Origin of the sequence: Nonomuraea sp. NPDC050383 (assembly GCF_044459125.1) — a bacterium.
In the GTDB taxonomy this organism is placed as follows: Bacteria; Actinomycetota; Actinomycetes; order Streptosporangiales; family Streptosporangiaceae; genus Nonomuraea.
In genome coordinates, this window is the sequence record NZ_JBITIP010000008.1 from 256,969 (window position 1) to 283,117 (window position 26,149).

At 72.3% G+C, this 26,149-nt stretch carries 28 protein-coding genes; 21 read left to right on the forward strand and 7 right to left on the reverse strand.

Translation table 11 applies throughout. The features are described from left to right. Positions 1-1,005: an anion permease gene (locus ACIBG4_RS21955; protein WP_310706938.1), complete on the forward strand. Its 1,005-nt coding sequence runs from the start codon at positions 1-3 to the stop codon at positions 1,003-1,005. On the opposite strand, the gene mshD is transcribed toward ACIBG4_RS21955, so the two are convergent. Continuing rightward, positions 971-1,903, reverse strand: coding sequence for a mycothiol synthase (gene mshD, locus ACIBG4_RS21960; RefSeq protein ID WP_397203362.1), 933 nt, complete (start codon positions 1,901-1,903; stop codon positions 971-973). The genes ACIBG4_RS21955 and mshD overlap by 35 nt on opposite strands. A 108-nt stretch (positions 1,904-2,011) precedes the next feature. On the opposite strand from mshD, the gene ACIBG4_RS21965 reads away from it, so the two are divergent. Beyond that, on the forward strand, positions 2,012-3,793 hold the full coding sequence (locus tag ACIBG4_RS21965; protein WP_397203363.1) for a bifunctional metallophosphatase/5'-nucleotidase: 1,782 nt from the start codon (positions 2,012-2,014) through the stop codon (positions 3,791-3,793). A gap of 51 nt (positions 3,794-3,844) precedes the next feature. Here the strand turns inward: ACIBG4_RS21965 and ACIBG4_RS21970 are convergent, their stop codons facing one another. Further along, positions 3,845-4,537, reverse strand: a complete 693-nt coding sequence (locus tag ACIBG4_RS21970) for a response regulator transcription factor (RefSeq protein WP_310706935.1) — start codon at positions 4,535-4,537, stop codon at positions 3,845-3,847. A 175-nt stretch (positions 4,538-4,712) separates the two neighbouring features. On the opposite strand from ACIBG4_RS21970, the gene ACIBG4_RS21975 reads away from it, so the two are divergent. The 11 genes from ACIBG4_RS21975 (at position 4,713) to ACIBG4_RS22025 (ending at position 12,332) form a co-directional block, all read left to right on the forward strand. Then, positions 4,713-4,964, forward strand: coding sequence for a MoaD/ThiS family protein (locus ACIBG4_RS21975; protein ID WP_355435144.1), 252 nt, complete (start codon positions 4,713-4,715; stop codon positions 4,962-4,964). Positions 4,965-5,050: 86 nt separating this feature from the next. After that, positions 5,051-5,725 (forward strand): DUF2993 domain-containing protein, encoded by a 675-nt coding sequence (locus ACIBG4_RS21980; RefSeq protein WP_397203364.1) that lies wholly within the window; start codon positions 5,051-5,053, stop codon positions 5,723-5,725. Between the two features lie 149 nt (positions 5,726-5,874). Continuing rightward, complete coding sequence (locus tag ACIBG4_RS21985) at positions 5,875-6,387, forward strand: sigma-70 family RNA polymerase sigma factor (RefSeq protein WP_310706932.1); 513 nt, start codon at positions 5,875-5,877, stop codon at positions 6,385-6,387. Further along, positions 6,387-7,232 (forward strand): anti-sigma factor family protein, encoded by an 846-nt coding sequence (locus ACIBG4_RS21990; protein WP_397203460.1) that lies wholly within the window; start codon positions 6,387-6,389, stop codon positions 7,230-7,232. Before ACIBG4_RS21985 ends, ACIBG4_RS21990 begins: the two co-directional genes overlap by 1 nt. Before the next feature lie 43 nt (positions 7,233-7,275). After that, a complete protein-coding gene (locus tag ACIBG4_RS21995) occupies positions 7,276-7,734 on the forward strand; it encodes a thioredoxin family protein (protein ID WP_397203365.1) in 459 nt (152 codons plus the stop codon). Positions 7,735-7,912: 178 nt separating this feature from the next. Further along, positions 7,913-8,326 (forward strand): DUF4395 domain-containing protein, encoded by a 414-nt coding sequence (locus ACIBG4_RS22000; protein WP_397203366.1) that lies wholly within the window; start codon positions 7,913-7,915, stop codon positions 8,324-8,326. Then, a complete protein-coding gene (locus ACIBG4_RS22005; protein ID WP_310706929.1) occupies positions 8,323-9,162 on the forward strand; it encodes a sulfurtransferase in 840 nt (279 codons plus the stop codon). The genes ACIBG4_RS22000 and ACIBG4_RS22005 overlap by 4 nt, the downstream gene beginning before the upstream one ends. Next, complete coding sequence (locus ACIBG4_RS22010) at positions 9,159-9,461, forward strand: DUF1416 domain-containing protein (RefSeq protein WP_310706928.1); 303 nt, start codon at positions 9,159-9,161, stop codon at positions 9,459-9,461. Before ACIBG4_RS22005 ends, ACIBG4_RS22010 begins: the two co-directional genes overlap by 4 nt. Before the next feature lie 166 nt (positions 9,462-9,627). Beyond that, entirely contained in the window at positions 9,628-10,179 is a 552-nt protein-coding gene (locus ACIBG4_RS22015; protein WP_397203368.1) for an RNA polymerase sigma factor, read from the forward strand. Further along, positions 10,176-10,919: a methylated-DNA--[protein]-cysteine S-methyltransferase gene (locus ACIBG4_RS22020; protein WP_397203369.1), complete on the forward strand. Its 744-nt coding sequence runs from the start codon at positions 10,176-10,178 to the stop codon at positions 10,917-10,919. The genes ACIBG4_RS22015 and ACIBG4_RS22020 overlap by 4 nt, the downstream gene beginning before the upstream one ends. 195 nt (positions 10,920-11,114) lie before the next feature. Further along, positions 11,115-12,332 (forward strand): hypothetical protein, encoded by a 1,218-nt coding sequence (locus tag ACIBG4_RS22025; protein WP_310706925.1) that lies wholly within the window; start codon positions 11,115-11,117, stop codon positions 12,330-12,332. A 4-nt stretch (positions 12,333-12,336) separates the two neighbouring features. Here the strand turns inward: ACIBG4_RS22025 and ACIBG4_RS22030 are convergent, their stop codons facing one another. From ACIBG4_RS22030 to ACIBG4_RS22040, 3 genes are read right to left on the reverse strand one after another with little or no spacing between them, the layout of a single operon-like run. Continuing rightward, a complete protein-coding gene (locus ACIBG4_RS22030) occupies positions 12,337-13,278 on the reverse strand; it encodes a hypothetical protein (RefSeq protein ID WP_397203370.1) in 942 nt (313 codons plus the stop codon). An 8-nt stretch (positions 13,279-13,286) separates the two neighbouring features. Beyond that, complete coding sequence (locus ACIBG4_RS22035; RefSeq protein ID WP_397203371.1) at positions 13,287-13,931, reverse strand: hypothetical protein; 645 nt, start codon at positions 13,929-13,931, stop codon at positions 13,287-13,289. Further along, a complete protein-coding gene (locus ACIBG4_RS22040) occupies positions 13,928-14,584 on the reverse strand; it encodes a hypothetical protein (protein WP_397203372.1) in 657 nt (218 codons plus the stop codon). Before ACIBG4_RS22040 ends, ACIBG4_RS22035 begins: the two co-directional genes overlap by 4 nt. Positions 14,585-14,761: 177 nt before the next feature. Between ACIBG4_RS22040 and ACIBG4_RS22045 the strand changes: the two genes are divergently transcribed. The 4 genes from ACIBG4_RS22045 to ACIBG4_RS22060 all read left to right on the forward strand — a co-directional run bounded on the left by ACIBG4_RS22045 (position 14,762) and on the right by ACIBG4_RS22060 (position 22,029). Continuing rightward, positions 14,762-16,783, forward strand: coding sequence for a hypothetical protein (locus ACIBG4_RS22045; RefSeq protein ID WP_397203373.1), 2,022 nt, complete (start codon positions 14,762-14,764; stop codon positions 16,781-16,783). 70 nt (positions 16,784-16,853) lie between these two features. Beyond that, positions 16,854-19,976 carry an ATP-binding protein gene (locus ACIBG4_RS22050; RefSeq protein ID WP_397203374.1) on the forward strand — a complete coding sequence of 1,041 codons (3,123 nt, stop codon included), beginning with the start codon at positions 16,854-16,856 and terminating at the stop codon, positions 19,974-19,976. Between the two features lie 114 nt (positions 19,977-20,090). After that, on the forward strand, positions 20,091-21,320 hold the full coding sequence (locus ACIBG4_RS22055; protein ID WP_397203375.1) for a MurT ligase domain-containing protein: 1,230 nt from the start codon (positions 20,091-20,093) through the stop codon (positions 21,318-21,320). Beyond that, positions 21,310-22,029: a type 1 glutamine amidotransferase gene (locus tag ACIBG4_RS22060; RefSeq protein WP_397203376.1), complete on the forward strand. Its 720-nt coding sequence runs from the start codon at positions 21,310-21,312 to the stop codon at positions 22,027-22,029. Before ACIBG4_RS22055 ends, ACIBG4_RS22060 begins: the two co-directional genes overlap by 11 nt. A gap of 41 nt (positions 22,030-22,070) precedes the next feature. On the opposite strand, the gene ACIBG4_RS22065 is transcribed toward ACIBG4_RS22060, so the two are convergent. Further along, complete coding sequence (locus ACIBG4_RS22065) at positions 22,071-22,433, reverse strand: DsrE family protein (protein ID WP_310706914.1); 363 nt, start codon at positions 22,431-22,433, stop codon at positions 22,071-22,073. A gap of 53 nt (positions 22,434-22,486) precedes the next feature. Here ACIBG4_RS22065 and ACIBG4_RS22070 point away from each other — a divergent pair, with 53 nt between their 5' ends. From ACIBG4_RS22070 to ACIBG4_RS22085, 4 genes are all read left to right on the forward strand, one after another. Beyond that, positions 22,487-22,975 (forward strand): FABP family protein, encoded by a 489-nt coding sequence (locus tag ACIBG4_RS22070; RefSeq protein WP_310706913.1) that lies wholly within the window; start codon positions 22,487-22,489, stop codon positions 22,973-22,975. Next, positions 22,972-23,271, forward strand: coding sequence for a DUF2470 domain-containing protein (locus tag ACIBG4_RS22075; RefSeq protein WP_310706912.1), 300 nt, complete (start codon positions 22,972-22,974; stop codon positions 23,269-23,271). Before ACIBG4_RS22070 ends, ACIBG4_RS22075 begins: the two co-directional genes overlap by 4 nt. 300 nt (positions 23,272-23,571) lie before the next feature. After that, positions 23,572-23,985 (forward strand): Fur family transcriptional regulator, encoded by a 414-nt coding sequence (locus ACIBG4_RS22080; protein WP_355435184.1) that lies wholly within the window; start codon positions 23,572-23,574, stop codon positions 23,983-23,985. A gap of 29 nt (positions 23,986-24,014) precedes the next feature. Next, the gene (locus tag ACIBG4_RS22085; protein WP_397203378.1) at positions 24,015-24,953 is read left to right on the forward strand and encodes a YgfZ/GcvT domain-containing protein; all 939 of its coding nucleotides are present in this window, start codon (positions 24,015-24,017) and stop codon (positions 24,951-24,953) included. Positions 24,954-25,296: 343 nt separating this feature from the next. Here ACIBG4_RS22085 and ACIBG4_RS22090 read toward each other — a convergent pair whose 3' ends face one another. Beyond that, positions 25,297-25,962, reverse strand: coding sequence for a DUF4097 family beta strand repeat-containing protein (locus tag ACIBG4_RS22090; RefSeq protein WP_397203461.1), 666 nt, complete (start codon positions 25,960-25,962; stop codon positions 25,297-25,299). Between the last annotated feature and the right edge of the window lie 187 nt (positions 25,963-26,149).

Below are 26,149 nucleotides of genomic sequence, written 5' to 3' on the forward strand. Positions count from 1 at the left end.
GTGGACCTCACGCTCGCCCTCGTCATCGGCGTGGTCGTCGTGGCGCTGGCCTTCGACTACACCAACGGCTTCCACGACGCGGCGAACGCCATCGCGACCTCGGTCTCGACCCGCGCCCTCACCCCCAGAGCGGCGCTGTTCATGGCCGCGGCGATGAACTTCATCGGCGCCCACCTCGGCACGCAGGTGGCCCAGACCGTCGGCAAGGGCATCATCGACGCGCCACAGGGCTCGCACGGGCTGGTCATCGTGGCGTCGGCCCTGGTCGGCGCGATCGTCTGGAACCTCATCACCTGGTACTTCGGCCTGCCCTCCTCCTCCAGCCACGCGCTGATCGGCGGCCTCGTGGGCTCGGCGCTGGCCTCGGCCAGCGTCGTCCACTGGGACGGCGTGCTGGAGAAGGTCGTCGTCCCCATGATCCTTTCCCCGCTGCTCGGCTTCACGCTGGCGGCCGCGATCATGATCGGGATCTACTGGATCTTCCGGCACGCGCAGCCGGGCAAGACCAACCGCGGCTTCCGCTACTCCCAGACCGTCTCGGCCGCCGCCATGGCGCTCGGCCACGGCCTGCAGGACGCGCAGAAGACGATGGGCGTGATCTTCCTGGCGCTCGTGGTCGGCGGCTACGCCGGGGAGCAGGACCCCATTCCGCAGTGGGTCATCATCTCCGCGGCGAGCGCGATCTCCCTCGGCACGTACGCCGGAGGCTGGCGCATCATGCGCACGCTCGGCCGGCGCATCATCGCCCTCGACCCGCCGCAGGGCTTCGCGGCGGAGGCGGCGGCGGCGACGGTCCTCTACACCGCGGCGATCGGGTTCGGGGCGCCCATCTCAACGACCCACACCATCACCAGCGCCATCATGGGCGTCGGCTCGACCAAGCGGCTGTCGGCCGTGCGGTGGGGCGTGGCGGGCAACATCGTGACCGGCTGGATCCTCACGATCCCGGCCGCGGCGCTGGTGGCCGCTCTCACCTACTTCGCTCTGCACTGGGTGGTGGAGTAGCGGCGTACATGACGTCGGCGTCCCAGCGCGCGAACCCCAGCGCCTCGTACAGCCTGATCGCGGCCGTGTTCGTCTCGTCCACGTAGAGCATCGCCTGCGCGAGCCCGCGCGAGCGCAGGTGGCTCAGTCCGGCCAGCGTGAGCGCCTTGCCGAGGCCGGTGCCCTGCTGGGAGGGGTCGACGCCGACGACGTACACCTCGCCGAGCGGCTCGTGCCCGTGCTCGGAGGATCCGTGGATCTTCGTCCAGTGGAATCCCACGAGCCGCTCGCCCCGTACGGCCAGGAAGAACCCGGCGGGGTCGAACCACGGCTCCCGCTCCCGCCTGAGCAGGTCGTCCAGGGTCCACGCGCCCTGCTCGGGGTGGTGGGCGAAGGCCGCGGCGTTGACCTTGAGCCACTCCTCCTCGTCCTGGCCGGGCCTGAACGCCCGTAGCCGCACCCCGTCGGGCAGCGTGTACGGCGCCAGCGGGGCGTACAGCGACCGGCGCATCTGCCAGAGGGACCGCACCCGCCGGAGCCCCAGGGAGGCGGCGAGGGCCCCGGCCCCGTCGTGGTCGCCGTGCGCCCACAGCCGCAGCCGCCCGCCGGCCTCGCCGAGCACGGCCCCCAGCAACCGCCGGCCGTGCCCCTGGTGGCGGTGGGCGGGGTGGACGACGAGCTCCCCGCTCGGCCCCTCGACCTCGTCGGTGGGGTCCACGTGCGCGTACCCGGCCAGGACGTCGCCGGCGTACAGCAGCACCGACCGCGCGTGGGGGTCGCCGCCGTAGCGCAGGTGGAGCATGACGTGCTCGTTGAGCGGGCGGACGCCGTCGGCCTCCGTCGCCGCCTCGACGAGCGAGAGCACCTCGGTGATTTCCTGGTCAGAGAGCCGTTGCCGGACTTCCACGTGTGCCGTCACAGATCGAACTCTAGGCGTACGACTGGCAAAACACGCCATGCCACCGGCGGGTGAATCGTTACCTTTGCGACATTGGCCGCAAAGCTTCGCACCGTAACGTCTTGGGCCATGATGTCTCGTTCCCTCCTCCGGCTCGCGGTGGCCGGAGCCGTCGCCACCGCCTCGGCCCTGCTGGCCGCGGTCCCGGCGGACGCGAAGCAGGCCCCCCGGACGGTTCCCGTCCGCCTGCTCGCCCTCAACGACTTCCACGGCAACCTCGAACCCCCCACGGGCTCCTCCGGACGCATGGTCGACGAGACCGGCGCGACGGTGGATGCCGGCGGAGCCGCCTACATCGCCACCCACATGAAGGCCCACACCGACAAGAACACGATCGCGGTGGCCCAGGGCGACCTCATCGGCGCCACCCCGCTCATCTCCGCGGCCTACCACGACGAGCCGTCGGTCGAGTTCCTCGGCAAGCTCGGGCTGAAGGTCGCCGCGGTCGGCAACCACGAGTTCGACGAGGGCTACGCCGAGCTGCGGCGCATCATGAAGGGCGGCTGCCACCCGGTCGACGGCTGCTCGCCCGCCGGGGAGTGGAAGGGCGCCCAGTACGACTACGTGGGCGCGAACGTCCTGTTCAAGAACCGCGGGGAGAAGACCGACGCGCTGGCGGCGCTCGGCGACCAGCCCGCGGTCCGGAAGCTGCTGTCCGACTGGGGCGTTCCCGCGCTGCCGCCGGTCAGCGTCCAGTGGATGAACGGCGTGCCGGTCGGCTTCATCGGCCTGGTCACCCAGACCACGCCGGGCATCGTCACGGCCGAGGGCATCAAGGACCTCAAGTTCGTGGACGAGGTCAAGGCCGCGAACGTCGCCTCCAAGGTGCTCAAGGTCCTCGGCGTCAAGGCCCAGGTCGTGCTCGTCCACGAGGGCGACCAGGTCAACGCCGGGCAGTCGCCCGACGCGTGCAGCGCCGTCCCCGGAGCCGGCAACCGCATCGCCACGCAGGTCGACCCCGAGATCGACGTGGTGCTCAGCGGTCACTCGCACCAGGCGTACCTGTGCAAGGTCAAGGACCCGGCCGGCCAGGACCGCCTCTACTCGCAGGGCGGCTCGTTCGGCCGCGTCATCACGCAGGTGGACCTGAACGTGGACGTCCGCACGCGGGACGTCGTGCGCTCCTCGGTCGTGGCGGACAACCACGTCGTGACGCGCACGGTCGAACCGGACCGGGATATCTCGGACTTCGTGAAGGCCTGGAAGGACCGGGTCGCGCCGGTCGCCAACAAGCCCGTGGGCCGCATCACGGCCGACATCCCGAACACGGGCGGGCCGAGCGGCGAGACGCCGCTGGGCGACCTCATCGCCGACGCGCAGCTCGCCGCCACCAGGACCGGCGGCAACGCGCAGGTCGCGCTCATGAACCCGGGCGGCGTCCGCGCGGCCCTCACCTACGCGGGCTCGCCGGCCGGCGAGGGCCCCGGCGTCGTGACGTACGGCGAGGCGTTCACCGTCCAGCCGTTCAACAACCTCATGCAGGTGGTCACGCTGACCGGCGCGCAGCTCAAGACGGTGCTGGAGCAGCAGTTCACCGGTGGGCCCAACAACCAGGCGTTCACCAAGATCCTCCAGCCCTCGGCGAACCTGACCTACACCTACAGCACGTCCGCCCCGTGGGGCTCGAAGGTGTCGGACATCCGCATCGACGGCGCCCCTGTCACGGACACGCAGCAGATCCGCGTCGCGGCCAACAACTTCCTGGTCGGCGGCGGTGACGCGTTCCTTGCCTTCAAGGACGGCACGGACCTCTGGAGCGGGCCGCTGGACATCGACGCGTTCGTCGAGCACCTCGGCAAGGACAACCCGATCGCCCCGCCCGCCACCGACCGCATCACGGTGACGAGCTGACCCACCACTGAGGCCCGCCCATCGAAGGGGCGGGCCTCAGCCATGTCCGGGTCAGACGTGGGCCGGGTCGGTACGGTCCGGGACGAAGCGGTAGCCGACGTTGCGGACCGTGCCGATCAGCGACTCGTACTCCGTGCCGAGCTTGGCCCGCAGCCGCCGCACGTGGACGTCCACCGTCCGCGTGCCGCCGAAGTAGTCGTACCCCCACACCTCCTGCAGCAGCTGCGCCCGGGTGAAGACCCGGCCGGGGTGCTGGGCGAGGTACTTGAGCAGCTCGAACTCCTTGAACGTCAGGTCGAGCACCCGCCCCCGCAGCCGGGCCGTGTAGGTGGCCTCGTCGATGGACAGGTCGCCGCTGCGGATCTCGTCGGGCACGTCCTCGCCGCCGGCCTGCGAGATGCGGCCGGTCGCCATGCGCAGCCGCGCCTCGACCTCGGCCGGTCCGGCGCTGTCGAGCAGCACGTCGTCGACGCCCCACTCGGCGGTCATCGCGGCGAGCCCGCCCTCGGTGACGACCACCAGCAGCGGGCAGTCGATGCCCGTGGTGCGGATGAGCCGGCACAGGCTCTTGGCGTGGACGAGCTCCTTGCGGGCGTCCACGAGCACGGCGTCCACCGGTGGCGCGTCGATGAGAGCGGACGCCTCCGCGGGGGAGACACGGACCGAGTGGAGCAGCAGCCCCAGCGCCGGAAGCACCTCGGAGGACGGCTCGAGGGCGTTGGTCAGCAGGAGCAGGTTGCTCATTTCGGCCTCCTCAAACGCGCAAGGACCCGGGGGCTACATCGCCCAGGTCCTGTAGGGGAGGATAACCCACGCGAATGTCGCGTCCATTGGGCGTCCATCAGATGAACAGCGTTTTACCTGCGACGACGATGTTAAGGATGTCGCACAATGGCGGAACTACGAGTATGAGGTTGCCATGGCCACTGGAAAAGTGCGGTATTGGGCCGCGGCGAAGGAAGCGGCCGGTGTCGCCGAGGAGCCGTTCGAGGCGGCGACACTCGGCGAACTCATGACGAACATCACACGGGATCGCGCCGAACTCGCCCGGGTGGTGAGCCGTTCCTCCTTCCTGGTGGACGGCTCTCCGGTCGGCAAGCGCCCGCATGACGCCGTGGTCCTCGGCGAGGGGGCGACGGTCGAGGTGCTGCCGCCCTTCGCGGGCGGATGACGACTTCGCGGTGAGCACGCGGCCCGGCGGGGAAGGGGCATTGCAGTCGATAAGCTCATGATCCGTGGCCTGAGACAGGGAGCCCGATGCGCAAGCTGCTCGTTTTCCTGATCGTGCTGGGAGTCCTCCTCGCCGTCGTCGACCGGGTGGCGGTCGCGGGCGTGGAGCGGGACCTGTCCAACCGGATCGCGGCCTCCGCGGACCTGGACCGGCAGCCGGAGGTGTCGATCGAGGGCATCCCGTTCCTCACGCAGGCCGTCTCGGGCCGCTACCCGGAGGTGCGCTTCGATCTGGGCACGCTCACCTACGGCGGCGTGCCGGTGAAGAACCTCCAGGGCGTCGCCTACGACGTGACGGCGCCGCTCGCCGACGTGATCCAGAACCGGGCCGACGTCAGGGCCGGACGGCTGACCGTCCGGGGCACCCTGACCAGGGCGACGATCGACAAGTACGCGCCCAAGGGCGTCAAGATCAGCGGGAACGGCTCGCGGCTCGTCGCCTCGGGTGAGGTGGCGGTGGGCGTGACCAAGGTCAAGTTCGACGCCGAGATGCGGGTCGAGGTGGCCGACGGCGGCATCCTGCTGCGGGCGCAGAAGATCGAGGGGGTGCCCGACACGCTCGCCAAGCTGGTCAGCTACACGATCCCGTTCAAGGGCGATCTGCCGTTCGACGTGAAGGTGACGGGGGTGCGCAATGTGGCGGACGGGCTGGAGTTCTCGGCCGAGGCGAGGGACGTGCCGCTCAGCGGCCAGAAGTTGTGACCCGGCGCCGGCGCCCGGCGGGCTGACCGCCGGGGAAGCCGCCTCCGGGAGAGGGCCCGGTGGACGGCTCGTCGCGGGATGACGACGCGGCGCGTGACGGACTTCCGCGCGGCGTTGAACCGGCCCGCCCGCCCGTACGTGATGAGGGCGTGAGTCCAGCAGGCACCGCCGACGAGGAGCTCGTGCGGACCCTTTTCGACGAGCACGCCGGGCCGCTCTACGGTTACGTGCTGCGACTGACCGGCGACGCCGGACGGGCGGAGGATGTGGTGCAGGAGACGCTGCTGAGGGCGTGGCGGCACCCCGACGCGCTGACCGACCGGCCCATCCGCGCCTGGCTGTTCACCGTCGCCCGCAACCTCGTGGTCGACCAGCACCGCGCGCGCCGGTCGCGCCCGCAGGAGACCGGCGACGAGGCGCTGGCCGTCGTCCCCGCGGACGATGAGCTGGAGCGGGCGGTCGAGTCGTGGGCCGTGGCGGAGGCGCTGGCCGCGCTGCGGCCCGAGCACCGCGAGGTGCTGTTGGAGGTCTACTACCGGGGGCGATCGGTGAAGGAGGCGTCGGCCACGCTGGGCATACCGCCCGGCACGGTCAAGTCGCGCACCTACTACGCGCTGCGGGCGCTGAAGCTCGCCCTGGAGGAGCGGGGGCTGGCGCCGTGATGACGTGCGAGGAGGCGCGGATCGCGCTGGGCGCCCACGCCCTGGGGGCGCTGGAGCCGGACGAGGCGCTGGAGGTCGACGCCCATCTGGCGGGCTGCGAGGCGTGCGGCGCCGAGCTGGTGGAGCTGGAGGGCGTGTCGGCGTTCCTGGAGAAGGTGTCCGAGCGGGACGTGCAGCTGGTGACCAGCCCGCCGCGCCAGGTGCTCGACCGGCTGCTGAACGCGCGCGTCAAGCGCCGCCGCAGAGGGCGGATGCTGATGGTGGTGGCCGCCTCCGCGGCGGCGATCGTCGCGGGCGGCGGCGTGTGGACGGCCGTCGTGAACCAGCCCGGCACGACGGCGTCGGCCCCGGCGTCCCGGCCCGAGGAGGGCGCGTCGAGAGCTCGTGACGCCGCCCCCTCGGCGAGTGACGCGCCGCGCGCGAAGGCGACCGAGGAGCCGCGGGCCAAGGCGCGGGACGACCAGCCGAGGGTGCTGGCCGAGACCCGTCCGGAAGGGAGCGGGTCGCCCAAACCGGACCGACGGTCCGCCGACGAGCAGGAGTTCTCCGGCCAGAACAGGTCCACCGACGCCTACGCGAGCGTGGCGGCGTTCCCCGGCACGCACGGGACGGGGATCTCCGTGCGCGTGTCCGGGGTGCCCACCGGCACGACGTGCCGGCTCGTCGTGGTCGGCCGGGACGGGCGGCGCGACGTCACGGACGGCTGGACGGTCAACCGGGCGAGCTACCAGGACAAGCCGGTCTTCGCCGGCCGGACGTGGATCCCGATGGGCGACATCGCGCGGTTCGACGTGATGGACGTCTCCTCGAACCGGGTGCTGGTCACCGTCAAGGTGCCGAGCTGAGGCGGGCGGAAGGAATCCGGGGGCGCCGTGGTTGCACCTGGCGATGACAGGCGTGTGGGTGGTGCTGGCCGTGCTGGCGCTCGGTACGGGGATCGGGGTGGTACGGCTGCGCCGCGACGGACGCATGCGCGACAGGGCCGGCGACCGGCTCACCGCCGAGGTGCTGGGAGCGCCCCTGGGGCCGAGGGCGACGCTCGTGCAGTTCTCCACCGCGTTCTGCCAGCCGTGCCGCGCGACGCGGCGGATCCTGGCGGACGTGAGCGCGCTCGTGCCGGGGGTCGCGCACGTCGAGATCGACGCGGAGTCGCGCCTGGACCTCGTGCGGAAGCTCGACATCCTGCGCACGCCGACGGTCCTTGTCCTCGGCCCGTCGGGGGACATCGTGAAAAGGGCCTCCGGCCAGCCGCGCAAGGCCGACGTGCTGACCGCCCTCGCCATCGCCGTGCCACCGGGCGAAACGCCCACCGGGACGCCGTCGTCTCAGGAATCGGACGAGATGTGACAGATGGCGAGACGACGAGTAGTGTCGTCGGCATGAACCTTTCGACAGAGCTGCTGACGAAGCGGCGGGCAGTTGATTTCTGCCGCGTCGCGACCGCGCTCTGTCGCGCTGCCTGAGGACGGTCTCGCGCGGACTTCCGATCCGCCCCAACCCGACCCCCTTCAGGGAGCATCTCTCGATGCGTGCCGACCCTAGAGCGCTGCGCTTCGGCGCGGCCGTCACCACCCTGGTCCTCGCTCTCGTCCTCGTGACGGATAGCGCCTGGCTGCTCGCCGCGCAAGCGGTGGTGTTCGCGCTGGGTGTGGCCGGTCGCTCGCCGTACGGGATGGTCTTCCGGGCGCTCGTCAGGAGCGCGCCGAAGGTGACGGAGGACGCCCGCCCGCCGCGTTTCGCGCAGGGGGTGGGGCTCGTCTTCGCGGTCGCGGGACTGGCCGGACTTCTCGCCGGGATCACGCCGCTGGCCCTCGGGGCCACGGCAGCGGCTCTCCTCGCCGCATTCCTCAACGCAGCCTTCGGACTCTGTCTCGGCTGCGAAACGTACCTGCTGATTCGCCGTCTATCGCCCGCCGCCACATGGGAGGTTCACCAATGAGCCGCGCCGCCGTCCTGGTGGATGCCGACTGGGTCGAGGCCAACCTCGACACGCCAGGTGTCGTTCTCGTCGAAGTCGACGAGGACACCAGCGCCTACGACAAGGGCCACATCCGTGGCGCTGTCAAGATCGACTGGAGGCAGGACCTCCAGGACCCCGTCCGCCGTGACTTCGTCGACAAGACCGGGTTCGAGACGCTGCTGTCCGAGCGTGGCATCTCCAACGACGACACCGTCGTGCTCTACGGCGGCAACAACAACTGGTTCGCGTCCTACGCCTACTGGTACTTCAAGCTCTACGGCCACGACAACGTCAAGCTGCTCGACGGCGGCCGCAAGAAGTGGGAGCTCGACTCCCGCGAGCTGGTCAAGGACGTCCCGCAGCGCGACAGGACGCAGTACGTCGCCCAGGACCAGGACGCCGCGATCCGCGCCTTCCGCGACGACGTCGTCTCGGCCATCGGCAAGCTCAACCTGGTCGACGTCCGCTCGCCCGACGAGTTCACCGGCAAGCTGCTCGCGCCCGCCCACCTGCCGCAGGAGCAGGCGCAGCGCGGCGGCCACGTGCCGACCGCCCGCAACATCCCGTGGTCCAAGGCGGCCAACGACGACGGCACGTTCAAGGCCGACGACGACCTGCGCGCCCTCTACCAGGAGGCCGGCGTCGACTTCGGCAAGGACACCATCGCCTACTGCCGCATCGGCGAGCGCTCGGCGCACACGTGGTTCGTGCTGCACGAGCTGCTCGACCAGGCCAACGTCAAGAACTACGACGGTTCGTGGACCGAGTACGGCTCGCTCGTGGGCGTGCCGATCGAGCTGGGGGAGGCCCGATGACCACCGCGCAGGGATGCGGAGCCCCGGAGCAGACGATCGCTCTGCCCGCCGGCATCGACCTGACCAACCAGGCTGTGATCCAGGGTGTGGTCACGGGCGTCGGCACGGCCTACGCCCGGCTGCTCGACCACTCCGGCGAGTTCACGGGTGAGGTCGTCGTGTCCGACGACGGCGTCTTCCGGTTCTTCGCCGCGCCGGGCGACTGGACCGTGCGCATCATCGCGGGCGGCGGCGTCACCCGTGACGTCCAGGTGGAGGCCAAGCTGGGCGAGGTCTCCCAGCTCGCCGTAGCCGTCTGAGCTCTTTGAACGCCGGCTGAGCCCGGTGAACGAAGGACCCGCGCCGACACCGGCGCGGGTCCTTCCGGCTTTCCGGCTCGGCTTTCCCGCTCGGCTTTCCGGCGAAACAGCGGGCGCCGGGTGCCACCGAACGGGTCGTGGCGGTGTTCGTGTAGATGTGAGTCATATGGACTGTCTCGACCCGGTGCAGAAGGCGCTGCTCGACGACCTCGACGCGGGCTTCGCCGAGCTGTACGGCGCCCACCGCGACGTCGTCTTCTCGACGGCGCTGCGGCTGAGCGGGCGCTGGGCCGATGCCGAGGACCTCACGGCCGAGACGTTCCTGCGCGCGTACCGGGCGCTGGCCGGCTACGACCAGGAGCGTGTCGCGGCACTGCGGACGCGTCCCTGGCTCCTGACCATCCTCATGAACATCTGGCGCAACTGTGCCCGCGCCAAGTCCCGCAAGCCGCCACCCGACCTCCGCGAGGAGCCGGTCGACGTCGTCGATGCCCGTGAGGGCGTCGAGGACACGGCGGTGCGCCGCGAGACCGGCGAGGAGCTGGCGGGGCTGCTCGCGCTGCTGCCGGACGAGCAGCGCGCCGCGGTGGTGCTCCGGCACGTCGCCGACCTGCCGGTCAGCGAGATCGCCACGGTGCTGCGGATCCCGCAGGGCACGGTCAAGTCACACGTGTCGCGCGGGCTGAAGCGGCTGCGCGCGCTAGGAGGTGCCCGATGAACCAGGATCCCCTGCTCGACGAACTCGCCGGCCTGGCCGTGGAGGCGCCCGCGGGGCTGCTCGACCGGATCGCGGCGCGCTGGACGGTGCTGCCGAGCCCGATCGGGGAGCTGTCCGTGGCCTGGACCGGGCAGGGCGTGGCCTACGTGCACCACGGCGACGGGTTCGCCGCGGCCTTCCGGTCACGGTTCGGCCGGCCGCTGGTGGCCGCTGCGAGGCCGCCGGCGGGGCTGGGGCCCGCGCTGCGCACCGGGCGGCTGTCGGGGCTGTCGCTCGATCTGGGAGGGCTGGGCGGCTTCCAGAGGGACGTGCTGCGGGCCGTCCAGGAGATCCCGCGCGGCGAGGTCAGGCCGTACGCGTGGATCGCGGCCCGTGCCGGCCGGCCCGCGGCGGTGCGCGCGGTCGGCACGGCGCTCGCCCGCAACCCCGTGCCGCTGCTCATCCCCTGTCACCGGGTGACGCGCTCGGACGGGGTCGTGGGCGAGTACGTCTTCGGTGCGGCGGCCAAGGAGCGGCTGCTGCTGGCCGAGGGCGTGGACCTGGGGCGGCTCGGCGGGCTGGCCAAGGAGCGGGTGTTCTATCTGGCCAGTGACACCACGGGCGTGGTGTGCTTCCCGACCTGCCACAACGCCCGGCGCATCACGGCCGCGCACCGGCACGGCTTCCGCACGCTCGACGCCGCCCGCACGGCCGGGTACCGCCCGTGCCGCACGTGCCGTCCGGACGCCCTGGCCGGCTGAGCGCCGGCGGGGGGCGGCCGGGGCGGGCCGGGGCGGGCTGAGGGCGGGCTGGGGGCGGTTGAGCGCGGGCTGGGGCTGCGGCGAAGGGGGCAGGCCGCTACGATTCACCAGATGTCAGGTTCGTCTGGTGTGGCGGCACCACCCCGACCTGCGCCTTCACCGGCCCGGAAGCTGCCGTCGCCGTTCTCGCTGCCCGTGCACGCCCTTCGCCTGCTCGGGCGCTGCGTGCTGCCACTCGTGCTGTGGTTCGCGGCGGGGGAGGCCGTCCGCTTCGCGCTGCTGTACGGCGCCACCGAGGTGGCCTACGGCGACTTCCGGCAGGTCCGGCTGGTGGCCACGATCACGCTGCTCACCCTGGTCGTCCTGGCGGCGCTGACCGTGGTCACGGGCATGCTGCACACCCTGCGCGGCGCCCTGTGGGAGATGCGCGCACGGACCGCCGAGGGCGCGGAGGACGAGCGGTTCTTCACCGCCCTCGACCGGGTCGCCCCCGCCTTCGCCGTGCTCTACATGGCCTGGGGCTTCCAGACGGAGGATGCCCGCGACCTCCAGCAGATGGACCTGTTCCACCACTTCTACGACATGACCGACGCCGCGTTCTTCGGCGAGAAGTCGAGCGTCGGCCGCAGCCTCCTCGACCTCGACTGGCGGGTGTCGGTCGGCACGATGGTGGTCGCGTTCGGGCTGAAGACGCTGTTCGCCCGGCTGGTGGAGAAGGGCGGCGGGCGTTTCTACGGCTTCGCCGCCGCGTTCTCCGAGTTCGCGTTCGTCTTCTACGGGCTCAACGCCACCGTGGCCGTCGCGGACGCGCGGTCGGAGTGGGTGGACCACCGCACCGTGGTCGTCGGCACCGAGAGCCTCTGGACGAAGGCGCAGGACGCCGTGCCGGTCCTCAAGGCCGTCACGACCTGGTTCGGCGAGGTGTGGCCGTTCCTCCTCGACTCCATCGCCATCCCGCTGGCCTGGCTGACCGTGGCGATGCTGGTGTTCGGCGCCTACGCCGACGACACCCGCACCATGGTCAGGGGCACCCGGTTCGAGCGCGGCATCGACCGCCTGGAGAGCAGCCACGACCTGACGAAGCGGTCGTTCGAGCGGGTCACCGGCGGGTTCCAGGAGCGCTGGGTGCCGCTGGTCAACTCCCTGCGACTGGTGATCAGGGGCGGGGCGCCGCTGTTCGGCATGATGTGCCTGTGCTACGTGGCCGTCGCGGTGGGCGCGCAGTACGCCGACCGGGCGGTCCGCACGCTCGTCGGGTCGGAGGTGGAGTGGGCGTGGGCCTACCTGGAGCCGCCGCTCTCCTTCGGCCGCGACCTGCTGGTGACCGTGGTCACCATGGCGCTGCTGGCCGCCACCTTCGACCTCGCCGCCACCCGGGCCCGCCTGCGCGGACAGGCGTTCACGACGGAGTGAGCCGCTAGCGCCGGAACCGCAGCACGTCCACGTCGGGCTTGGACGTCTTCCGCTTGAACAGGTCCTTGGTCGGCGTGTCGGCGCGGTAGCCGCTGGGCCGGAACGACAGCTCCACCTCGCCGGCCACCCCGGCGGGCACCACGGCGAGCCCCTCCAGCGCGTACTCCTTGCCGACCTCCAGCCGGTCGGCCGGCCGGTCGCCCGCCGCGAGCTCCACGACCCAGGTGCGGCCCGCGCGGTCCTGGAGCCGCACCTCGTCCGGCTTCGCGGTCATGGTGGCGCTGCCGGGGTCCACGACCTTCTCCGAGATGTCCACCTTGAGCCAGGCGACGGTGTCGCCGTGCTTGCTGCCCGGCGGGGCCTCTGTGGGCGCGAGCGCCGCCTTCCACTCGATGCCGTACACGGTGCCGGCCTGCCCGGGCGCCACCGGCACGAGGCGCGTCTCCGTGGACGCGACCTTCTCGTAGAACAGGTAGCCGTCGTACGTGGTCGCGCCCACGGCCACGGCGACGCTCACCAGCGCGGCGGCGGCCACCAGCAGGAGCCGGCCGCGCCTCCGGGGACGCGGCGCGGCCTCCCGGGGCGGGCCATCCGGGGACGGAGCCTCCCGGGGCGGCGCCGGAGGGAGCCGAGGCGGGGGAGGGGGCGGGAGGGGCAGGCTGTCCGGTACGGCCGGCAGCGGCTGGGTGACCCCCTCGACGGACTCCGGCGGCACCGGCGGCCACACCTGCCGGTCGGGCCAGATCCGCGACCCCGACCCGGGCCTCGGCCGCGCGGGCCGCAGCCCGCCTCCCTGACCGGGCGGGGCAGGCCGCGGCGGCATCCCCTGGGGCGGCATCCCCTGGGGCGGCGGTCCCTGAGGCGGCGGTCCCTGGCCGTTCCGGGCCGCCCCGTTGGCGGGGCGGGGGTTGCGGGGCGCGAACCAGTCGCGGTCGTCTGCGCTCATGTGCCCGATCACTTCTTGACGAGGGAGTAGACGTCCTGGGGCTTGGCGGCGAGGTCGCGGGCCGCCTTCTCGTCGAGCCCCAGGTCGATCTCCACTTCCGGCTGGTACGGCTCGACCACGACCGACGGCGGCAGCCCGAACACCACCTTGGCCCCCGGCAGCGCCGAGGCGGGCACCTCGAAGAAGAACCGCCCGGTGACCCAGATGTCCGGCTGCACCCAGGTGGCGGCCATCGTGAGCGTGCCGTCCACCCGGTCGGTGGCGTCGAAGCGGTGGCCGTCGGCGGTCAGCAGCGTGGGCTGGCCGAGGTGGTACGGCTTGAGGCTGGACTTGGCGGCGGCGTTGACGACGAGGAACAGGTTGTCCGTCTCGACCGTCTCGGTGCTGCGGGTCTGGATCGCCCTGGCGACGGTGAAGGAGTCGAGCCGCACGTGGAAGCGCCGGGCGTCCACGTCCTGCCCCTTGTCGCCCGTGTACGTCAGCGGAGCCCCGGTGTCGTTCTCCGTCAGCGCGAGGGTCTGCAGGCCCACGGCGCCGCCGGCGAGGAGCAGGCCGAGCAGCGCGTTGAGCGCCCGCGAGCCGCCCCGCCCGGAGCCGGTGCGGCGGGCGCCCCGGCCGTCCGAGGCCGCCGCGCGGGGCTGGACGGCCGTCATGCCGTGGCGTCTTCCTGGACGGGCAGGGTCACCTGCGCCTTGACCTCGGGGACGAGCTTGTCCCCCTCGTCCTGGGTGATCATCGTCCACCTCTCGGACGGGTCGTTGAACCCGGCCGCGTACTCGTACGAGGCCACGTCCAGCGTGACCTTCTCCGGCGGTTTCCGGCCATCCTTGAGCTGGTACCGGACGATGACCGTGGTCTTGATCCCCGGGTGGAGCTGCCCGGTCTGGCCGCCCTTGGCCAGGGCGAAGGCGAACGGCCCGGAGTCGGCCGGGAAGGGCGGGCTGATCTTGACCAGCGAGCTGCCGAACGAGTCGCCGTAGCCGGCGTCCTCCTGTCTCGGGGGCACGCCGACGGAGGCGGTGTCGTCGCCGCGGTTGGTCACCTCGAAGACCAGCTCCACGAACCGCTTGTCCTCGTCGAACTGCGTCTGGGCCTTCTCCAGCCGCACCCGCGACTCGACGAAGCGGGTGGCGAACCGGCCCTGGTCGAGCACGGCGCCCTTGCCGAGCTGGGGAGGGGCGTCCGGAGCCTCGCTGAGGCCGCCCGCGAGGGCGGTGACGCCGAGGGCCGTGACCAGCACCAGGGCCACAGCTGGCACCACGACCGGGCGCCTGGGCCTGCCGCTGCCGCCGGAGGGTTCGGTCATGGGTAAGGATGGTAATAGGTCACGCTTGTCCCATCCGCCGCTATCCTCCCAACGGGCCGGTCCAATTGCCGAGAACCCTGCCGTAGAAGGGGTTCTAGCTCATACGCTGTCACGGAGCGGGCGGGACAAGCCTCTACTACTAACGACATATCGCGGCCGGAGGGTCACGTGGTGGACGTGCATCCTGAGCATGCGCAGCTCCAGGCGGACCGCATCTACCTGGGCTGGCAGTACATCCTGCTGCACCCGGACCCCGGTCCGCCACCGAAACGCCCCTCGCCGGTCGAGGAGCCGCCGCCCGCGCGCCCCGACCCCGACGTGGCCCGCCGCAAGCGCATGCAGGAGGACATGCTCAACCGGCCGGTACGGGTCTTCCGGCTGTTCATGGTCGTGCTGACGCTGCTCATCCTCGCGCTGGCCGTGGCCGGCCTCCTCCAGTGGAAGTTCGCGTTGCTCGGCCTGGTCGCGGCCTGCGGCGTGGCGATCATCTGCAGCTACGCGCTCGTCCAGGGCGACCGCGCCGTCCGCTACCGGATCAGCGAGCAGCAGGCCCGCGATGACCGCCGGCGACAGGAACGTGACAAAGAGCTGTTCCGCGCCCAGGAGGAGCACGCCCAGCGCTACCGCGAGTGGCAGCGGCTCAAGGAGCGCCACGACCGCCAGCTGAGCTGGTACGCCGTCGCCGTGCCCGACGAGATCGACCGCATCGACGTCGCCGGTGGCACGCTGCCCGGCTGGTCGGCGCTGGTCACCCTGCTCGGCGCCACCCGCCTCTACAGCGGCGGCCACCTGACCGTGCTCGACCTGTCCGAGGGCGCCATCGCCAAGGACCTCGTCGAGCTGGCCCGCCGGGGCGGCGACGACCCCCTGGTCTGGGTGCTGCCCGTGGACCTGCCCCGCCTCGACCTGGGGGCCACCCTCAAGCCTGAGGCGTTCGCGGACGTGCTCGCCCACGTCGTCAGCGTCAGCGAGGAGCACCGCACCACCCGCGACCTCAGCTTCGACAACGCCATCCTGGAGCGCGTCCTGGAGGTCCTGGGCGAGAACGCCACGATCAGCCAGGTCACCGCCGCGCTGCGGGCCCTGGCCCAGGTCGGCGACCCGCGCGACGACCTCAGGTACGGGCTGATCACCGCGACCCAGCTCGAACGCATCGGCACGCTGTTCGGGCGCGGCGTCAGCGACCGCGTCGTCATCGAGCGGGCCTGGGCGCTGGAGTCACAGCTGCGCAAGCTGGAGACGCTGGGCACGGAGGCCGTGCGGCTGCCGCCCGCCCGGCTGCGGGTGGTCAGCATGGACCGGCAGGCCGGCGTTTTCGGCAACCGGGTGCTCGGCACGTACGTGGCGACCGCGCTCACCCACATCCTGCGGCAGTCGCCCGCCTCCGACCGTCCCTGGTACCACACGATCATCGTCGCGGGGGCCGACAAGCTCCGCGGCGACGTGCTCGACCGGCTCATGGACGCCTGCGAGACCTCCCGTACGGGGCTCGTGCTGACGTACCGGTCGCTGACCCCGCCCGTGCGGGAGCGGCTGGGGCGCGGCCACGCCGCGGTCGCGTTCATGCGTCTCGGCAACGCCGAGGACGCCCGGGTGGCGAGCGAGCACGTCGGCACCGAGCACCGGCTGGAGCTGGCCCAGCTCACCGAGACGATCAGCGAGTCGCTGCCCGGGGTGGACGGCGGCTACACCTCCACGATCGCCGAGGTCGAGGGCCGGCACGAGGAGCACGGCGACAGCGCCACCGACCTGGCCGAGGACATCACCGAGTCCACCGAGTGGGGCCGCACGACCGGCAAGATCGGCGAGAAGGAGCGGGTGCTCCAGCGCTCCCGCGAGTTCCTCGTCGAGCCGCACCAGCTCCAGCAACTCCCCACCACCTCCGTCATCGTCACCGACGCCACCGCGCAGGGCCGGCGGGTCCGCCTCGCCGACGCCAACCCGGCCATCCTGACCTTCCCCAAGACGACGCTCGGCGAGCTGGACGACGTACGCGACGCCGTGCTGGCCCTCGACGGCGAGCACGGGACCGAGGAGGGGCCTCAGGAGGCCGGGCAGGAAGGCCGGCAGGGGACGCCGCAGCGCGGCGCCGGGCGGCCGAGCGAGCACGCGGGGACGCCCGGACGCGACGGCTCCGAACCGCCGCCGAACCTCGGTCCGCCCCCGCCACGCCTCGACTGGCGCAAGGGCAGGCAATGAGATGGTCAATGTCAAGGCGACGGGCTGACGGTCGGCCGATTTTACTAAGAGCCGTCTGTGGGGGGATGCAATGCAGCCGAGTGTTTCGCTGAGCGGGCCGTGGTACCGGATCCAGTCCATCGCCGCACCCTCACGAAGCTCGTCGGCGGAGTGGGACTTCGTCACCGTGCTTCCCGCCGTGCTGTCCGCCGCCCAGCGGGACCGGCCGTTCGCCATCGGATGGCTCTCCCGCGGCTCCGGCGCGCCCCTGGAGCTCATCACGAACGCGGGCCCGCTGTCGCCGCCCCGGCAGCCGCGCCGCGCCACCGACGCCCCGGAGGCGCCGACAGGGCCGCAGCCGCTGCTGTTCCCCGGCGGGGCACGCGGGGTCCAGCTCGGCGAGGAGTACCTGGCCGACCTCGCCGACCTGGTGTGGACGCCGTGTCCGGGCCGGCAGGCGCCGCCGCTCGGCGGACGCCGGGAGTTCGACCCCGACGAGCTGAAGCGGCCAACGCTGTTCGAGTCGACGCTGATCACGCTCATGTCGCGGCCGTTCGCCTGGCTGGTCGTGGCGGAGCCGACCGGCCTGCTCGACGCCGAGGTGGCCCACCTGCGCACCCAGCTCAACGTGCTGCGCCAGTACGGCGACGCCTCCGAGCGCTCCCGCTTCGACGCCGAGCGGGCCGAGCGGCGCATGCAGGAGCTGGACGCGTTCCGCGAGGCCGGGCTGTGGAACGTCCGGGTGCTGGCCGGCGGCGCGACGGCCGAGGAGCTGCGGCAGATCGCGCCCGTCCTCGTCGGCTCCGTCGAGATGAGCCACCACCCCTACCGGCTGCGCAGCGCCCAGGGGGCCGTCCACACGCTGGCCGAGGCGCTGGCCATCACCATGCAGGACCCCGCCGACGGGGCCGCCGCGCCGTTCGCCGCCACGGCCGGGGCACTCGCCGCGCTGGCCGGGCTGCCCAGGCGCGAGGTGCCCGGCGTGCGGGTGCTCGACTCGGGCTTCTTCGACGTGACGTCCGAGGCCGACGGCGGGGAGCTGGAGCTGGGCGAGATCCTCGACGGGCAGGACCGGGGGGTCGGCTCGTTCCGGGTGCCGCTGGCCACGCTGAACCGGCACGCGTTCGTCACCGGCGCCACCGGCTCGGGCAAGTCGCAGACCGTCCGGCACCTGCTGGAGCAGCTCAGCGGGGCCCGCATCCCCTGGCTCGCGATCGAGCCCGCCAAGTCGGAGTACGCCGCCATGGCCGGCCGCGTCGAGCAGTTCGGGCCCGTCACCGTGATCAACCCGTCGGCGCCCGCCGGCGTGCCGTTCAGCATCAACCCCCTCGAACCCGAGCCCGGCTACCCCGTCCAGGCGCACATCGACATGGTCAGGGCGCTGTTCATGGCCGCCTTCGACGCCGAGGAGCCGTTCCCGCAGATCATGTCGCTGGCGTTGCAGCGCGTCTACGAGGCCACCGGCTGGGACGTCGTGACCGGCGGCGCCGTGCCCGGCTCCAAGGTGCCGCCCAGCGTGCCGACCCTGGAGCTGCTCCAGCAGCACGCGATGGACGTGATCAAGGAGATCGGCTACGGCCGCGAGGTCCAGGCCGACGTCGAGGGCTTCATCTCGCTGCGGCTGCGCTCGCTGCGCGTCGGCTCGGCCGGGCGCTTCTTCGAGGGCGGCCACCCGGCCGACATCGGCGGCCTGCTCCAGCGCAACGTGGTGCTCGCCATCGAGGACGTGGCCAACGACGAGGACAAGGCGTTCCTCATGGGCACGCTCATCATCCGCATCGTGGAGCACCTGCGGATGCGCGCCCGGCAGGAGAAGTCCACCGGGCTGCGGCACGTCATCGTCATCGAGGAGGCCCACCGGCTGCTGCGCGACCGCGGCGCCGGCCGGGCCGCCACGCATGCCGTGGAGCTGCTGGCCGGCATGCTGGCCGAGATCAGGGCGTACGGCGAGGGCATCGTCGTGGCCGAGCAGATCCCCACCAAGCTCGTCGCCGACGTGGTCAAGAACACCGCGCTCAAGGTCGTCCACCGGCTCCCGGCCGAGGACGACAGGCAGCTCGTCGGCGCCGCCATGAACCTCAGCGAGGAGCAGTCCCGCCAGGTCGTCTCGCTGCAGCCGGGCTCCGCGGCCGTGTTCGCCGACGGCATGGACCGGCCGCTGCGCGTGCGGGTGCCGCTCGGCGAGTCGCGCGAGCGGCTGATCGCGAGCCCGCCCCCGCCGATACGGGGACGCCGGTCGGCCGCCTGCGGCAGCCAGTGCCGTACCGGGCAGGCGTGCACGCTCGTCGAGCTGCGCGAGGCCGACGTGCTGGCCGACGCGCCCGACTGGGCGTGGCTGCGCGTGTGGTGCGACACGGTCGTGCTCGCGTTCGTGACGAACCGCCCGATGCCCGGCGTGCCGCGCGCGCTCGCCGCCGCCTGGTCGGAGCTGCCGGTACGGCGCGGCGAGTGCCTGCTCGCCACGCTGGTCGAGCGGTCGGTGCGGCGGCGCGCCTGGTCGCTGCGGAGCTGGCTCGACCCGGCCCTGCTCACGGAGAAGGCCGCGGAGCGCGCCACGCGGCTGCTCGCCGCGCTGGACCGGGGCGGCGAGCGTCCCGGCACGGCGTGGGTGATCCCGCAGGTGCGCTGGCTGCACGAGGTGGACCGCCTCTTCCCGTACGGCCGGCCCGCGCCGGACCTGCGCAGCCCGGCGCCGCCCATGGAGTACGCCCTGTTCGGCGACACGCCCGGCGGCACGTCCCGTGACACATTCCCCGGGACACCTGCCGGGACGCCTGCCGGGGCGCCCAACGGGACGCCTGCCGGCACGCCCAGGGACACGCCCGGCGGAGTCGCCGGGAACCCCGCCGCGAGCGCCTCGGCGGTGGCCACCGCGGTGGCCGGGGCGGTGGCCGCCGCCCCGGGCGCCGCCGCCCCGCACGGCGAGCTGCTGGGCCACCGCGCCAAGGCGCTGCGCCACCACCCGCTGTCCATGGCCATCGAGCACAACAGGGCCCTGGCCTGGCGGGTCATCCTCGGCGACGACGAGAACGAGGGTTTCCAGCGCGACATCATGAACGTCGCGATCGGCATGGAGCCCGCCGCCCGGCTGCGGCACGTGGGCCAGACCATGGGAGCCGGGTGGCTGGAAGGCGTGCTGTCCTGGCCGGGCCGCTTCGTGCTGCCGTTCGACCACGGAGGCGTGCCCGAGCTGCCCTTCGCCGGCACGCCCTAGCCGTGGCTCGCCGGACACGCCTCGCGCTCGCGGCTCTCCGGCTCCGGCCGCGCCGGGCCGCGTTTTCGCGTGCGTATCCAGAACAACGGCCGACGCGGACTAGGATTCTGTGCCATGACCCAGCTTCCACTGCGGGCCCAGCTCGCGAGCGCCCTGGGCCGCAGCGCCGCCACGCTGTCCAGGATGACCGGGCGCGGTGACGGCTCGGTGATCGGCGGCCGGGTGGGCCTCATGCTCGAGCCCGACCTTCTCCGCAAGCTGGCCCGCGACCGCAAGCTCGCCCTGGTCAGCGCCACCAACGGCAAGACGACCACCACCCGGCTGATCACCTCCGCGCTGCTGGAGATGGGCGAGGTCGCCACCAACGTGTACGGCGCCAACATGCCGGCCGGCCACGTCTCGGCGCTGTCGCAGCACAAGGACGCTCCCTACGGCGTGCTGGAGGTGGACGAGAAGTACCTCCCCGAGGTCCTCGACACCACGGGCGCCAGCGTGGTCTGCCTGATGAACCTCAGCCGCGACCAGATGGACCGCGCGGCCGAGATCTGGCTGCTGGCCCAGAAGTGGCGGCGGGCGCTGTCCGGCAAGCCCACCCACGTCATCGCCAACTGCGACGACCCCCTCGTCACCTGGGGCGCCTCCACGGCCGCCAAGGTCACCTGGGTCGCGGGCGGACAGCGGTGGAAGGAGGACTCGTGGTGCTGCCCCGAGTGCGGCGGCCCCCTGGACCGCAAGGACGCCGACTGGGCCTGCCGCGAGTGCACCTTCCACCGGCCGGAGCCGCAGTGGATCCTCGACGACGACGCGGTCATCGACCCGCGCGGGCAGCGGTGGCTGCTCGACATCCAGCTTCCCGGCCTGGCCAACCGCTCCAACGCGGTCATGGCGCTGGCGGTGGCCGAGGCGTTCGACCTGCCGGTCGAGCGGGCGCTGCCCCGGCTGCGCGAGGTCACCTCGGTCGCCGGCCGCTACACCACGGTCGAGCGTGAGGGCCGCCAGGCGCGGCTGTTGCTGGCCAAGAACCCGGCGGGCTGGCTGGAGGCGTTCGACGTCGCCGACCCGCAGCTGCCGATCATCCTGTCGGTCAACGCGCAGGGCCCCGACGGGCGTGACACGTCCTGGCTGTGGGACGTCGACTACCGCGTGCTGCGCGGCCGTCCGGTGTTCGTCACCGGTGAGCGCCGCCTCGACCTGGCGCTCCGGCTGGACGTGGCGGACGTGCCGTTCGCGGTGTGCGAGACGTTCTCCGAGGCGCTCGCCATGCAGCCGCCCGGCCGCGTCGACGTGATCGCCAACTACACCGCCTTCCAGCAGATCCGATCGGAGTTCGGCCGTGCCGTCTGACAGCGCCCTGCGCATCGTCTGGATCTACCCCGACCTGCTGAGCACGTACGGCGACCAGGGCAACGTGCTGGTCCTGGAGCAGCGCGCGCAGCGGCGCGGCATCGAGACCGAGACCGTGCACGTGCGCTCGGCCGACCCGGTGCCGGAGACGGGCGACATCTACCTCATCGGCGGCGGCGAGGACCGCCCGCAGATCCTCGCGGCCGCGCGCCTGCGCCGCGACGGCGGCCTGCACCGCGCCGTCAACCGGGGCGCCGCGCTGCTGGCGGTGTGCGCCGGCTACCAGATCATGGGCAGCACGTTCGGCGGCGAGGAGGGGCAGCCGGTCGACGGGCTCGGCATCCTCGACATCGCCAGCGTCCGCGGCCCGGCCCGCGCCGTGGGCGAGCTGGTGGCCGAGGTCGACGCCGGGCTCGGCCTGCCGACGCTGACGGGCTTCGAGAACCACATGGGCGTCACCCGGCTCGGCCCCGGCGTCAAGCCGCTGTCGCGCACGGTCAAGGGCGTCGGCAACGGCGACGGCTTCGAGGGCTGCTACGCGGGCCACGTCGTCGGCACCTACCTGCACGGCCCGGCACTGGCCCGCAACCCGGCGCTGGCCGACCTGCTGCTCTCCTGGCGGGTCGGCGGCCAGCTCGCCCCGCTCGACGACACCCGCTACGAACAGCTCCGCCAGGAGCGGCTCAACACGGTCCTCGCCGCCGGCTGACCCGCCCAGCGCGGGCCGCCGGAAGGAGTCCTGGAACCGGGCTAGTACACCAGCGCCTGGGCGCCCTCGGCGACGGCTTCCTCCACGAAGGTGGGCGCGCCCGCGATGCGGACACCCTCGATGAGGTCGTCGGCCGTGATGTCGCGCCGGGCCGCGCACTGCGTGCAGACCGTGACCCGCCCGCCCGCGAGGACGGCGTCCAGCAGGTCCGTCAACGGAGCCGCGTGGGGCAGGCCGAACTCCTTGGCCCGCCCCGGGAGTGCGAACCAGGAGGACTCGCCGGTCAGCCACAGGGAGACCGGAACTCCGCTCGCCAGCGCGGCGGCCGCGACCGTGAACGCCTGGTTGCAGCGCTCGGGCGCGTCGGCCCCGGCGGTCACCTTGATCACCAGTGATCGTGCCATGCCCGCCACACTAACGCCCGCGCCCGCACGCGCGGCCACTAGGGTTGGGGGACATGGAAGAACCTGAGATGCATCCCGATCTGGAGCCGATCGCCTTTCTCATCGGCAGGTGGGAAGGCGCGGGTGTCGGGGGCTATCCGACGATCGACAGCTTCAACTTCGGCCAGGAGATCGAGTTCGGCCACAACGGCAAGCCGTTCCTGTCGTACGTGAGCCGGACCTGGCTGCTCGACCAGGACGGCAACCGGGTCAGGCCGCTCGCCACCGAGTCCGGATACTGGCGCCCGCAACCGAACCGGCAGGTCGAGGTGGTGCTCGCCCACCCCACCGGAGTGGTGGAGATCTACGTCGGCGAGGTCGTCTTCCACAAGATCGAGCTGCAGACCGACGTGGTGGCGCGCACCGTGACGGCCAAGGAGTACACCGCGGGGCGGCGTCTGTACGGGCTGGTCAAGGGCAACCTGATGTGGGCCTACGACATGGCGGCGATGGGGCACCCGCTCACGTCGCACATGTCGGCCGAGCTGAAGAAGGTGGCATGAGCGGCGGTCCGTTCACCGCGGAGGCGGTCGAGGCGATCAAGCGCCACATGAACGACGACCACGGCGACGACGCGCTGCTCATCGTGCGCGCGCTCGGCGGCCGGCCGGAGGCGAGCCGCGCGGTGACGAGCGGTGTCGACGGCGAGGCGATCGAGTTCACGGTCGACGGCGGCGAGCGGGTGCGCGTGCCGTGGCGCGAGCCGCTGACCGAGCGGGCGCAGGTGCGCACGGCCGTGGTGGAGCTCTACCGGCGGGCGTGCGAGGAGCTGGGCGCGGAGCCGCGCGGCGAGCACTGAACCCAGCCGGGAGGGACATGAAAAAGGGCCCCCGGGCGTGCTCCGCTCCATATCGAGCGGGCTGGATGGACCATGGACGGGATGGGATTCCCGCCCTCCAGCCGCCGGGGGCCCCGGTGGTTGCCTCGTATTCGCCGAACGGCGCGAGACGGGGCGTCCGCGTCGTCAGCGGACAACCACCTCGCTAGCCCAACTATGAATCACCATTGTTTGGACCACCTCCTTTCCGCGTACTCACGAAGTTATGCGGTCCTCCTCGAGGAGGGCAAGCGATTAAAGCTCCGGCCGTAGACTCGGGGCATGACCGAGACGCAGTGGCACGAGGAGCTCCGCGCCAAGGGTTACCGGGTGACTCCTCAGCGGCAGCTGGTGCTGGAGGCGGTCAAGTCGCTGGAGCACGCCACTCCGGAGGAGATCTGCGCCAAGGTCCGGGAGACGGCGCGCGGCGTCAACATCTCCACCGTCTACCGCACGCTTGAGCTCCTGGAGGAGCTGGGCATGGTGACGCACACCCATCTCGGGCACGGCGCGCCGACCTACCACCTGGCGGCCGAGGCGGACCACGTCCACCTGGTGTGCCGGGGCTGCGGTGAGGTGATCGAGGTGCGGCCGGAGCTGGCGGAGGGGCTCGTGCGGGGGCTCGACGAGGAGCTGGGGTTCGCCGCGGACGTTCACCACCTGACGGTGTTCGGACGCTGCCGCCGCTGCCGCTGACGGTTCGGCCAGCGGATAATCTGGACGGCATGCGTAGCCCTCTGCTGGACCTTCACGGAGCCGTCGCCGCCGAGGCCCCGGACTCCGACGTCGCCGCCCACTACGGTGACCTGTTCGCCGAGCAGCGCGCGCTGGTGCGGGGCGAGGCCGTGGTCGACCGCAGCAACCGCGAGGTGGTGCGGATCTCCGGCGCCGACCGGCTGAAGTGGCTCAACGACCTGACCTCGCAGAAACTCGACACCCTGGTGCCCGGTCAGTGGACCCGGACGCTCGACCTCGACCTGCAGGGCCACATCCTGCACCACCTGACGCTGGTCGACGACGGCGAGAGCGTGCTGGCGCACGTCGAGCCGGGCACCGCCGACAGCCTGGTGGGCTACCTCGACCGGATGCGGTTCATGCTGCGGGTGGAGGTGTCACGGGCCGACGAGCTCGCGGTGCTGTCCACGGCCACCGAGGACTTCCTGGTGCCCCGCAGCGAGCTGCCGGAGCACCTGGGCCGGCCGCTGGCGGGGCTGTGGGCGTACGAGGCGCTGCGGATCGAGCGGTTCGAGCCGCGGCTGGGCTTCGAGACGGACCACAGGACGATCCCGCACGAGATCGGCCTCATCGGCACCGCCGTGCAGCTCGGCAAGGGCTGCTACCGCGGTCAGGAGACGGTGGCCCGGGTCCACAACCTCGGGCACCCGCCGCGGCGGCTGGTGTTCCTGCACCTGGACGGCAGCGTCGACACGCTGCCGCCGCACGGGGCGCCGGTGATCTTCGAGAGTCAGGAGGTGGGCACGGTCGGCTCGTCCGCGCGCCACCACGAGCTCGGGCCGATCGCGCTGGCGGTGGTCAAGCGCACGGTGCCGGTGGACGCGCCGCTGCTCGCGGGCGGCGTCGCCGCGTCACAGGAGGTCGTCGTCCCCCCGGACGCGGGCCGCAACGTGCAGATCGATCCGGCGCTCAGGCGTCGCGTTCGATAGACCCTCTTCTGTCACGGCACAGCTTTGTGTCCCGGCGCAGCTTTCTGTCGGGGCAGAGCTGTCTGTTACGGCACAGCCAAGGAAGGCGCCACCCGCCGCACGGGGCTGAGGGCCTCCAGGGGAACGGCCGCTGACCGGGTGACGGCGGGCCGCCGTCACGTGCGCATTCTGGGCCGTCGCAGCCGATCATGGCTTGGTCACGTCCACGTGCCTGCTTGAGGCGGCCGGTGCAGGGGTCAGCGGGTCGCGTCGGGCATGCGGACCGTCACCCAGGGACGCGGCTGCTCCAGCCACCCGCCGCCGCTCCTGCTCACCGACGTCTCCGGCCGGTGGAGGGTGCGGGTCACAGGCTGCGGGCGGTGATGTCGCCGTTGGAGGTGGTGGCGTGGATGTCGAGTTCGGCGGTGCCGTCGTTCTTGAGGGCGTTGCTGACGCGGCCGTAGGAGGTGCCTGCGTCCAGGGCGGCCGAGACGCCGGTGGCGGCGTTGATCGTGATGTCGCCGGACTGGGTGCGGAGCACGACCTTGCCGCCGGTGGCCTCGGCGATCCGGATGTCGCCTCTTGCGGTGCTGATCTCGGCGGGGCCGCCCAGGCGGCCGACCTCGACGTCGCCGTCGGTCGCGGTGAGGCGGAGGCTCGCGGCCTCGTCGATGTTGATCTGGTGGTAGGCGCCTTCGAAGGCGACGTCGCCGAGGCGGCCGACGGTCCGGAGCTCGGCGCTGGCCGTCTTCGCGTCGACCTGGGAGCCGGCGGGCAGTTTGATCGTCACCTCGATGGCTCCGGTGGGGCCGAGGTACTGGTTCTTCGCCGCGGCGGTCTCGATCCGCAGGACGCCGTCGGCGTACTCGACCGTGGTGTGCTCGGCCGCCTTCACGTCGCGGGCCTTGGAGGTGCTGGCGGGCAGGACCTCGACGGTGGTGTCGGCCCGGTCGGCGGCGATGAGCTGGACGCGTCCGGCGGGGATGTGGAGGACGGCGGTGATCGGGGCGGCGGTGTCGAACTTCTGCATCATGTGCTCCTTGTGCTGTGTGCTTTCGATGTCCACCATCGCCGACCGCTCTGATACCGGGCCGTCGCCGTCCTGACACGGCCGCTGACATACGGCGGGATGCAGCACCGGCCCGCGCCAGTGGTGCGGGCCGCAGTCACGTGCGCGTCCTGGGCCGTCACCGGGGTGACGACCGGGACCCGGGCCG

Coding starts and splice junctions, on each gene's coding strand:
- ACIBG4_RS21975 (WP_355435144.1), top strand. CDS start 4,713: ATGGCCACTGGAAAAGTGCGGTATTGGGCCGCGGCGAAGGAAGCGGCC.
- ACIBG4_RS22085 (WP_397203378.1), top strand. CDS start 24,015: ATGCGTAGCCCTCTGCTGGACCTTCACGGAGCCGTCGCCGCCGAGGCC.
- ACIBG4_RS22015 (WP_397203368.1), top strand. CDS start 9,628: ATGGACTGTCTCGACCCGGTGCAGAAGGCGCTGCTCGACGACCTCGAC.
- ACIBG4_RS22075 (WP_310706912.1), top strand. CDS start 22,972: ATGAGCGGCGGTCCGTTCACCGCGGAGGCGGTCGAGGCGATCAAGCGC.
- ACIBG4_RS22090 (WP_397203461.1), bottom strand. CDS start 25,962: ATGCAGAAGTTCGACACCGCCGCCCCGATCACCGCCGTCCTCCACATC.
- ACIBG4_RS22065 (WP_310706914.1), bottom strand. CDS start 22,433: ATGGCACGATCACTGGTGATCAAGGTGACCGCCGGGGCCGACGCGCCC.
- ACIBG4_RS21970 (WP_310706935.1), bottom strand. CDS start 4,537: ATGAGCAACCTGCTCCTGCTGACCAACGCCCTCGAGCCGTCCTCCGAG.
- ACIBG4_RS22005 (WP_310706929.1), top strand. CDS start 8,323: ATGAGCCGCGCCGCCGTCCTGGTGGATGCCGACTGGGTCGAGGCCAAC.
- ACIBG4_RS22035 (WP_397203371.1), bottom strand. CDS start 13,931: ATGACGGCCGTCCAGCCCCGCGCGGCGGCCTCGGACGGCCGGGGCGCC.
- ACIBG4_RS22055 (WP_397203375.1), top strand. CDS start 20,091: ATGACCCAGCTTCCACTGCGGGCCCAGCTCGCGAGCGCCCTGGGCCGC.
- ACIBG4_RS22030 (WP_397203370.1), bottom strand. CDS start 13,278: ATGAGCGCAGACGACCGCGACTGGTTCGCGCCCCGCAACCCCCGCCCC.
- ACIBG4_RS22020 (WP_397203369.1), top strand. CDS start 10,176: ATGAACCAGGATCCCCTGCTCGACGAACTCGCCGGCCTGGCCGTGGAG.
- ACIBG4_RS22010 (WP_310706928.1), top strand. CDS start 9,159: ATGACCACCGCGCAGGGATGCGGAGCCCCGGAGCAGACGATCGCTCTG.
- ACIBG4_RS21995 (WP_397203365.1), top strand. CDS start 7,276: ATGACAGGCGTGTGGGTGGTGCTGGCCGTGCTGGCGCTCGGTACGGGG.
- ACIBG4_RS22050 (WP_397203374.1), top strand. CDS start 16,854: ATGCAGCCGAGTGTTTCGCTGAGCGGGCCGTGGTACCGGATCCAGTCC.
- ACIBG4_RS21965 (WP_397203363.1), top strand. CDS start 2,012: ATGATGTCTCGTTCCCTCCTCCGGCTCGCGGTGGCCGGAGCCGTCGCC.
- ACIBG4_RS22000 (WP_397203366.1), top strand. CDS start 7,913: ATGCGTGCCGACCCTAGAGCGCTGCGCTTCGGCGCGGCCGTCACCACC.
- ACIBG4_RS21990 (WP_397203460.1), top strand. CDS start 6,387: ATGACGTGCGAGGAGGCGCGGATCGCGCTGGGCGCCCACGCCCTGGGG.
- ACIBG4_RS22070 (WP_310706913.1), top strand. CDS start 22,487: ATGGAAGAACCTGAGATGCATCCCGATCTGGAGCCGATCGCCTTTCTC.
- ACIBG4_RS22040 (WP_397203372.1), bottom strand. CDS start 14,584: ATGACCGAACCCTCCGGCGGCAGCGGCAGGCCCAGGCGCCCGGTCGTG.
- ACIBG4_RS21980 (WP_397203364.1), top strand. CDS start 5,051: ATGCGCAAGCTGCTCGTTTTCCTGATCGTGCTGGGAGTCCTCCTCGCC.
- ACIBG4_RS22080 (WP_355435184.1), top strand. CDS start 23,572: ATGACCGAGACGCAGTGGCACGAGGAGCTCCGCGCCAAGGGTTACCGG.